Source organism: Cellulomonas olei (assembly GCF_039548315.1).
Taxonomy (GTDB): Bacteria; Actinomycetota; Actinomycetes; order Actinomycetales; family Cellulomonadaceae; genus Cellulomonas.
In genome coordinates this window covers 25,956-34,106 of the sequence record NZ_JBCLVN010000066.1, presented here as the reverse complement: position 1 = coordinate 34,106, position 8,151 = coordinate 25,956, and the positions used below count along the sequence as shown (strand labels likewise).

Annotated in this window: 3 protein-coding genes and 1 pseudogene; all 4 read left to right on the top strand. The window is 76.6% G+C overall.

Features of this window, described 5'->3' with window-relative positions; translation table 11 throughout:
• A pseudogene (locus AAHH18_RS16350) lies at positions 1–723 on the top strand (DNA primase); the annotation flags it as partial.
• Between the two features lie 91 nt (positions 724–814).
• Entirely contained in the window at positions 815–1,339 is a 525-nt protein-coding gene (locus AAHH18_RS16345) for a DinB family protein (RefSeq protein ID WP_343302341.1), read from the top strand.
• Positions 1,340–1,370: 31 nt separating this feature from the next.
• Positions 1,371–1,886, top strand: a complete 516-nt coding sequence (locus AAHH18_RS16340; RefSeq protein ID WP_343302340.1) for a phosphoribosyltransferase — start codon at positions 1,371–1,373, stop codon at positions 1,884–1,886.
• Between the two features lie 336 nt (positions 1,887–2,222).
• Positions 2,223–7,895 (top strand): SpvB/TcaC N-terminal domain-containing protein, encoded by a 5,673-nt coding sequence (locus AAHH18_RS16335; protein ID WP_343302339.1) that lies wholly within the window; start codon positions 2,223–2,225, stop codon positions 7,893–7,895.
• The last annotated feature ends 256 nt before the right edge of the window (positions 7,896–8,151 follow it).

The window sequence follows — 8,151 nt, the reverse complement described above, 5'->3', positions numbered from 1 at the left end:
TGGCAGCGCCGCGACGGCGGCGGGCGCGGTGACGGCCGGCCCGGCGGCGGACGCTGGGACGGGCGCGACGGGCGCCGCGACGGCCGGTCGCAGGACCGCCGCTGGGACGAGCCCCCGCCCGAGGCGTACGACCCCGGGCACGAGCCGCTGCACGACGCCGGCGCCGCGGCCCCGACCGGGTCGGGCGGCGAGGGCACGGCGCTGCCCGCGCCCCGCATGACGATGCCCGACCCGCGGGACCCGGTCGCCGCGACGGAGCGCCGCGCCCTCGAGGCCGTCCTCCAGATGCCCGACCTCGTGCCGCCGGAGTTCGACGACCTGCCGCCCGAGGCGTTCACCGCTCCCGCCTACCGGGCCGTGCACGCCGCGGTGCGGGCGGCCGGCGGCGCCGCCGGGGCGCGCGCGCGGGTCGGTGCCGGAGGGCCCGGCGCGACCGTCGGCTGGGTCGAGGCCGTCCGCGAGGAGGCGGCGGCCCCGGTCCGGTCGCTCGTCACCCAGCTCGCCGTCGCACCGCTGCCCGAGGACCGGCCCGACCGCCTGCCGACCTACGCGCGCGGCCTCGTCATGGCGCTCGTCGAGCTCGAGCTCACGCGCCGCATCGCCGACCTGCGGGGCCGGCTGCAGCGCATGGACGCCGTGCAGGACCCGGACGGCTACCGCGCGCTCGCCGCGCAGCTCTTCGACGAGGAGAACCGGCGCCGCGCGCTGCGCGAGAGCGCCTGACCGTCCGGCGCCTGGCCGGCACGCGCCGGGGCCCGGGACGGGCGCGCGCGACCGGCCCCGGGGGCCCGCGGGTGCGCGGTACGGTGCCCGGATGGAGCTGTGGGGGGCCGCGCTGTACGGCGACCCGTGCCGCGCGTGCGGCTACCGCTGGGGCCTCACCGCCGAGGACGCGGTGCACGCGGTCGCGGACGTGCCGGGCCGGTTCGACGCGGCTCTGGTCGCCGCCCCGGAGCCGCTGCGCCTGCCGGGCCTCGCGTGGTCGACCGCGGCGTACGTGCGGCACGTCGCCGACAACCTCGGGGCGTGGGCGTACCGCCTCGACGCGGCGCGCTGCGACGGCCGCACCGCCGCCGCCGGGTACGACCCCGACGCGCTGGGTGCGCTGCTCGACTACGAGCACGCGACCGTCGGGGCGTCCCTCGGTGCCCTGCGCCGGGTCGTGCCGTGGTGGGTCGAGTCGGTCACCGCGGCGCTGGCGGCCGGCGTGGTGCTCGACCACGCCACCCGGGGCCCGCAGCGCGCCGAGGACGTCGCGCGCAACAACGCGCACGACGCGCTGCACCACCTGCACGACGTCCGCCGCATCGTCGAGCACGCCGCAGGCCCCGCGACCTGACGCCCCGGGCGGGGCCACTACGCTGACCGCCATGACGACTGCGGAGGCCGCCCCCGGCCAGGACCTGCCGGACGAGCGCGAGATCCTCGGCTGGGACCAGTTCGGGGAGGCCGCCCGCGACCTCGCCCGCGACGTGGTGGCGTCCGGGTTCGAGCCCGACGTGGTGGTGGCGGTCGCCCGCGGCGGGCTGCTGCCGGCCGGCGCCCTGGCGTACGCGCTCGGGCTGAAGGCCTGCGGCACCCTCAACGTGGAGTTCTACACGGGCATCGACACCCGGCTGCCCGACCCGGTGGTGCTGCCGCCGCTGCTGGACACCGAGGCGCTGGCCGGCCGCCGCGCGCTGGTCGTCGACGACGTGGCCGACACGGGGGAGACCCTCGCGCTCGTGCAGCGGCTCGTGTCGCAGCACTGCGCCGAGGCCCGCACGGCCGTGCTCTACGCGAAGCCGCACTCCATCGTGGACCCGGACTTCGTGTGGCGGCGGACGGCGCAGTGGATCACGTTCCCGTGGTCCGCGCTGCCGCCGGTCGCCCGCCCCGCGGTCTGACGCGACCGGCGCGGCCGGCCGGCCGGCCGGCTGCCGCACGCGGGCGGGACGTCGGGAGCGCGGTGCCGCGCGCCGGACGTTGGTCCCTGGACGGCCCGTGACCAGGGAAGACGCTCCACTGTGGCGTGCGTCACACTGGGCCGAACGGGTGTGCCGGCGGCCGAAGCCGGGGTGCCCCCGGGTGCGGTGGCTGTACCTTCCGGCCACCGGCGCGCATCGCGCATCCGCGTACGAGGGGGAGCTGTGCGTCGTCACACCGTTGTTGTGCCTGCCCTGCCGCACGGGACGACACGACGGGGGCGAAGCGCTTCCCCGGGACGGCGCACCGGCCTGACCGTGGTCGTCGTCGCGTCGCTGCTGGCGACCCTGGCCGTGGTGGCTCCGGGCACGGCAGCGGCCGCGCCGTCGGACGAGGACCGTCGCTCGGCGGGCGTGGCGTCCGCGCCCGCCGTCGAGCAGGCGGAGCCCCTGGCCGTCGAGACGCTCGCCCAGCCGGCACCGCCCGCTCACGACCCGGTCGCGGCGGCGAGCACCGAGCCGGTCGCCTGGCCCGCGGAGAGCACGGCGACGATCGCGGTCGACCCGCCGGGCGCGACCGACGCGGACCCGTCCGCGGCCGTCACCGCCGAGACACTGGTGCGGCTCGAGCAGTCCGGCACGGCGGAGGCCCCCGACGCGGTCCAGGTCCAGGTGGTCGACCACGACGCGGCCGAGGCGGTCGGCGTGGACGGGGTGCTGCTCGCGCTGGAGCCGGTGAGCGGGGCCGAGGGCGCCGACGCCGGGCCTGACGGGACGCCGGCTCCGGCGGCGACCGCCGCGACCTCGGCGCCGTCACCGACCACCTCGCCGACCACCTCGTCCGCCGTCGTCCAGCAGACGGCGTCGGTCCGCCCGGCCGAGCCGGAGGCCGAGGTCGCGGACGCCGGGGCGCCCGTCGTCGTCACGGTGAGCTACGCCCCCTTCGCGGACGCGTACGGCGGGGACTGGTCGGCGCGGCTGCGGCTCGTCAGCCTGCCGGACTGCGCCCTCGACACGCCGTCGGACGCGCAGTGCCGCACGCAGACGGAGATCGAGTCGGTGAACGACCCCGTCGCGCAGACCGTGCGGGCCGCGGTGCCGCTCGCCGCTGCCGGCGCGCTCGCCGTCACCGCGGCGACGTCCGGCTCGACCGGCAGCTGGGCGGCGACCCCGCGGCCGCCCGCGTCCGCGTCCGACGCGTCCCTGTCGGGCGTCGCGTCGGCCCCGCTGGCGGGATCCGACTCGTCCGCGCCCGCCCCGTCCCCGTCCGGGCCCGTCCCGTCCGCCTCCGCGAGCTGGGACGTCGTCGCGCAGACCGGTGACCTCCGGTGGACCTACCCGCTGCGCGTCCCGCCGGCCGCGGGCGGTCCGGAGCCCGACCTCGCGCTCGCGTACTCCTCCGGCTCGGTCGACCGCCGGACGTCCGCGACCAACAACCAGGCCTCCTGGGTCGGTGACGGCTGGGACCTCGGCACGGGGTACGTCGAGCGGTCCTACGTGCCGTGCGCCCAGGACACCGCGGGCGGCAACAACGAGGGGCACGCCACCGGTGACCTGTGCTGGTCGTCGGGTGCGGCGGTGCTCGTGCTGAACGGCACCACCAGCCCGCTCGTCGAGGACGCCGCGACGGGGACCTGGCGGGTCCAGCAGGACGACGGGAGCCGCGTCGAGAGGCTGACCGGTGCGTCGAACGGGGACGACGACGGCGAGTACTGGGCCGTCACGACGACGGACGGCACCCGGTACGTCTTCGGTCGCGGCCAGCGCTCGGCGACCGACCCGACGCCGCTGGACTCGGCCTGGACCGTCCCGGTCTACGGCAACCAGGCGGGCGAGCCGTGCCACGCCGAGACGTTCGCGGAGTCCGTGTGCGCGCAGGCCTGGCGCTGGAACCTCGAGTACGTCGTCGACGCGTCCGGCGGCTCGATGACGTACTTCTACACCCGGGAGCAGAACGCGTACGAGCGGGACCTCGGCGCGGCGGTCTCGACGTACGACCGCGGCGGCTACCTCACGCGCGTCGAGTACGGGCAGCGCGCCGGCGAGGAGACCACCGGCCCGGCGCCCTCGCGCGTGGAGCTCACGGTCGCCGAGCGCTGCGTGCCGTCGGCGTCGGTGACGTGCGACCCGGACCAGCTGACGCCGTCGAGCGCCGCGGCCTGGCCCGACGTCCCGGCCGACCTGGTCTGCACGTCGACCACGTCCTGCGCGGGTGTCACGTCGCCGGCGTTCTTCACCCGCAAGCGGCTCGCCCGGGTGACGACGCAGGTGCTCGCGGGCGCGACCTACCGGGACGTGGACCGCTGGACGCTGACGCAGACGTTCCCCGACCCCGGTGACGGCTCGGAGACCGCGTTGTGGCTCGCGAAGATCGGGCACAGCGGCCTCGCGGGGACGACCGTCGACCTGCCGGACGTCTCCTTCACCGGCACGCCGCTGGCGAACCGGGTGGTCGGCGCCGGCGGCCCGGCCATGAGCCGTTACCGGGTCTCCTCCGTGGTGTCCGAGTCCGGAGCGACGACCTCGGTCTCCTACACGGCTCCCGGCTGCTCCGCGACGTCGCTGCCGGCAGATCCCAGCACGAGCTCCTCGCGCTGCTTCCCCGTGCTCAGCGCACCCGCCACCGAGGGTGCGCAGCCGGAGTACTTCCACACCTACCCGGTGTCCTCGGTGCTCGAGAACCCGAACGACGGGACGAGCGCGACCGTCGAGACGCACTACCGGTACGTCGGGGGCCCGGCCTGGCACCACGACGACGACGCGCGCACGCCGGTGGCGCAGCGCACCTGGGGCGACTTCCGGGGCTACGCGACGGTCGACGTCGTCCGTGGTGCGCCCTCCGACACCACCAGGTCCACGACCCGCTACCGCTACTTCCGCGGGATGGACGGGGACCTGCTCGGGTCCGGTGGGACCCGGTCCGCGAGCGTCGACGGCATCACGGACGAGGGCCGGCTCGCCGGGTTCGTCCGTGAGGTCATCACCTACGACGGGGCGGGGACCGGCGAGCTCACCGGGGTGGTGCGGACGCCGTGGGTGTCGCCGCCGACGGCGACCGGCGCGGACGGCCGCACCTCGACCTTCCTGGGCGTCGGGCTCTCCGAGACCCGCACGACCGCACCCGCGCTGCCCGGCGGCCGCCGGACCACCCGGACCGCGACCACCTTCGACCCGGCCGACGGGACGGTCACGCAGGTGGACGACGAGGGCGACCTCGCGACCGCCGCCGACGACCTGTGCACCCGCACCGAGTACGCGCGGGACGGTGCCACGACCGTCGTCGGAGCGCCCGCCCGCGTCGAGACCGTCGCCGTCCGGTGCGACGTCACCCCGGCGAGGCCGGCCGACGTCGTCTCGGACGTGCGCACCTCGTACGACGGCGCCGCGGTCGGCGTCGCACCGACGCGCGGGCTGGTCACCGCGACCGAGGTGCTCGCGTCGTACGCGGACGGGGCCCCGGTGTACGTGACGGACACGTCCACGACGTACGACGACGCGGGCCGCGTCGTCGCGCGCGCCGACGCCCTGGGCCGCACCACCACCACCGCCTACACCCCGGCGACGGGTGGACCCGTGACCGGTGTCACCGAGACGTCGCCCGACCCGGACGGCGACGGCGACCTCACCCCGCACGTGGTCACCACCACGCTCGACCCCGCCTGGGGCCTGCCCACCGAGGTCGTCGACGCGGCGGGCAAGGTCACGAGCACCCGGTACGACGCCCTCGGCCGGCCCACGGCCGTCTGGCTCCCCGGCCGGCCGCAGGCCTCGGCCACGGCGAGCACGACCTACGCGTACGTCGTCTCGCGATCCGGGCCGGACGCGGTGACCACCTCGACGCTCACGGCCGCGGGCACCTACCAGAGCGTGGTCACGCTCTACGACGGGCTGCTGCGCCCGCGGCAGACCCAGTCGCCGTCGCTCGCCGCGGGCACCGCCGGGCGCATGGTCACCGACACCGTCTACGACAGCCGCGGGTACGTGTCGTACGAGAACGGCGCGTGGTTCGCCCCGGGCGAGCCGGGCGGCGCGCTCGTCGCGCCGAAGTCGGCGGTCCCGTCCCGGACCCGGTACGTCCACGACGGCGCCGGCCGGCTGCGCAAGGAGATCCTCGACGTCGACGGCCGCGAGAAGTGGCGCACGACCACCACCTACGGCGGCGACCGCGTCAGCACCGACCCGCCCGCAGGCGGCGTCGCGCGGACCACCGTCCTCGACGCGCGCGGCCGCACCACGCAGCTGCGGAGCTACACCTCCGGCGCGCCCTCCGGCACCTACAAGCTGACCACCTACCGGTACGCGCCCTCCGGCGCGCTCTCCTCGGTGCGCAACGCCGACGGCAGCACGTGGACCGCCACCTACGACCTGCGCGGCCGCCAGGTCTCCGTCACGGACCCGGACACGGGCACCACCACCCGGACGTACGACGACGCCGGTCAGGTGCTCACGGTCACCGACGCCCGGGGCTTGACTCTCGCGTCGACGTACGACGCGCTCGGACGGCGCACCTCCCTGCGTGACGGCTCCGCCACCGGGGACCTGCGGGCCGAGTGGACGTACGACACCCTCGCCGCGGGGCAGCTCACGTCGTCGACCCGCTACGAGGACGGCGCGGCCTACGTCACCGCCGTCACGGGCTACGACGACGGGTACCGTCCGCTCGGGGAGTCCGTGACGCTGCCGTCCGTCGAGGGCGCTCTGGCCGGCACCTACACCACGGAGTACGAGTACACCGTGGACGGGCAGCTGCTCCGCACCACGCTCCCGGCGGCCGGTCCGCTGACCGCCGAGAGCATCTGGACGGAGTACGACGCGGCGAACCTGCCGGAGTGGATGCACGGCGGTCTCGGCTGGGGCGTCTACGTCGCCGGGACCGTCTACTCGTCCTCCGGCGAGCTGATGAGCCTCGACGTGGGCAACACCGCCGCGAACTGGATCAGCTACGACTACGAGCACGGGACCGGCCGGCTGACCGGCGTCGCGCTCACGAGGCAGTCGTCCGGGGCCACCGACCTCGACCAGCGGGTCAAGTACGACGCCGCGGGCAACGTCACCAAGGTCGTGACCCGGCGCACCGGCCAGAAGACCGACACCCAGTGCTTCACCCGCGACGGGCTCGGCCGGCTGCGCAGCGCGTGGACCCCCGCGAGCGGCAGCTGCGCGACCACCCGGTCCGCGGCCCGGCTCGGCGGTCCCGTTCCCTCCTGGACCGACTCCACCTACGACGCGGCGGGCAACCGGCTCACGCAGGTCACCCGCACCGCGACCGGCACCACCACCGACCGGTACACCTACGCGGCCGCGTCCGGCCGGCCGCACGCCCTGGCGTCGGTCGCCCGCACCACCGGGTCCCGCACCGTGACCTCGCGGTACGCCTCCGACGCCAGCGGCAGCACGACCACCCGCGCGCCCTCCGGGAGCGCCGCCCAGACGCTCACCTGGGACGCCGAGGGCCGCCTCACCACGGTCCGGTCGGGCTCGTCGACGTCGTCCTACCTGTACACCGCCGACGGCGACCGGCTCGTCCGGCGGCAGGACGGCAGCACGACCGTGACGCTGCCCGGTGGGCAGGAGATCACGCTCACCGCCGACGGCCAGGTCACGGCGTCGCGCTCCTACACGTTCGCCGGGATGACGGTCGCTGTGCGCACCGGCAGGTCCGGCTCGGCGGTGACCTCGTTCGTCACCGACGCGGACGGGACGGCGATCGCCGCGATCCAGAACGTCAAGGAGATCCTCACCACCCGGCGGTTCGACGCCTTCGGCGCGGCCCGTGCGGCGAGCCCCGTCTGGCCGGACGACCGCGCCTTCCTCGGCGCGCCGCAGGACGGCACCGGCCTGCTGCTCGTCGGGACGCGGTACTACGACCCGGCGCGCGGACGGTACCTCTCGGCCGACCCGGCGGTGGCGCTCGCGGCACCGCAGGACGGGGCGTACGCGTACGGCGGGGCGGGCGAGGCGTCCGCAGGTCGGGGCGGCGCGGACGGATGACGGCCACCGGCCCGGCCGGGCTCCGTCCGGGCCGGTCCGTCCGGGAGGTGCTGCTCGCCTGATCTCCGCCCCGCCGAGGGGCGGCGCCGGCTCGGCGCCCGGCACGCTCCGCGCGTCCACGTCCGCCACCGTCGCTACACTCGTCCCCACAGGCACCGATCCGGCCATCACCGGGGAGCCTCCGGAAGAACAGGCCGCGTCGCACCACCGGGCGCGTCCCCAGTAGAACCGGACGGGGCAGGCCCGTCACAGCCGC

Bases quoted from the DNA above. Each gene is read 5' to 3' on its own strand.
- AAHH18_RS16345 (WP_343302341.1), top strand. From the start codon at position 815: ATGGAGCTGTGGGGGGCCGCGCTGTACGGCGACCCGTGCCGCGCGTGC.
- AAHH18_RS16340 (WP_343302340.1), top strand. From the start codon at position 1,371: ATGACGACTGCGGAGGCCGCCCCCGGCCAGGACCTGCCGGACGAGCGC.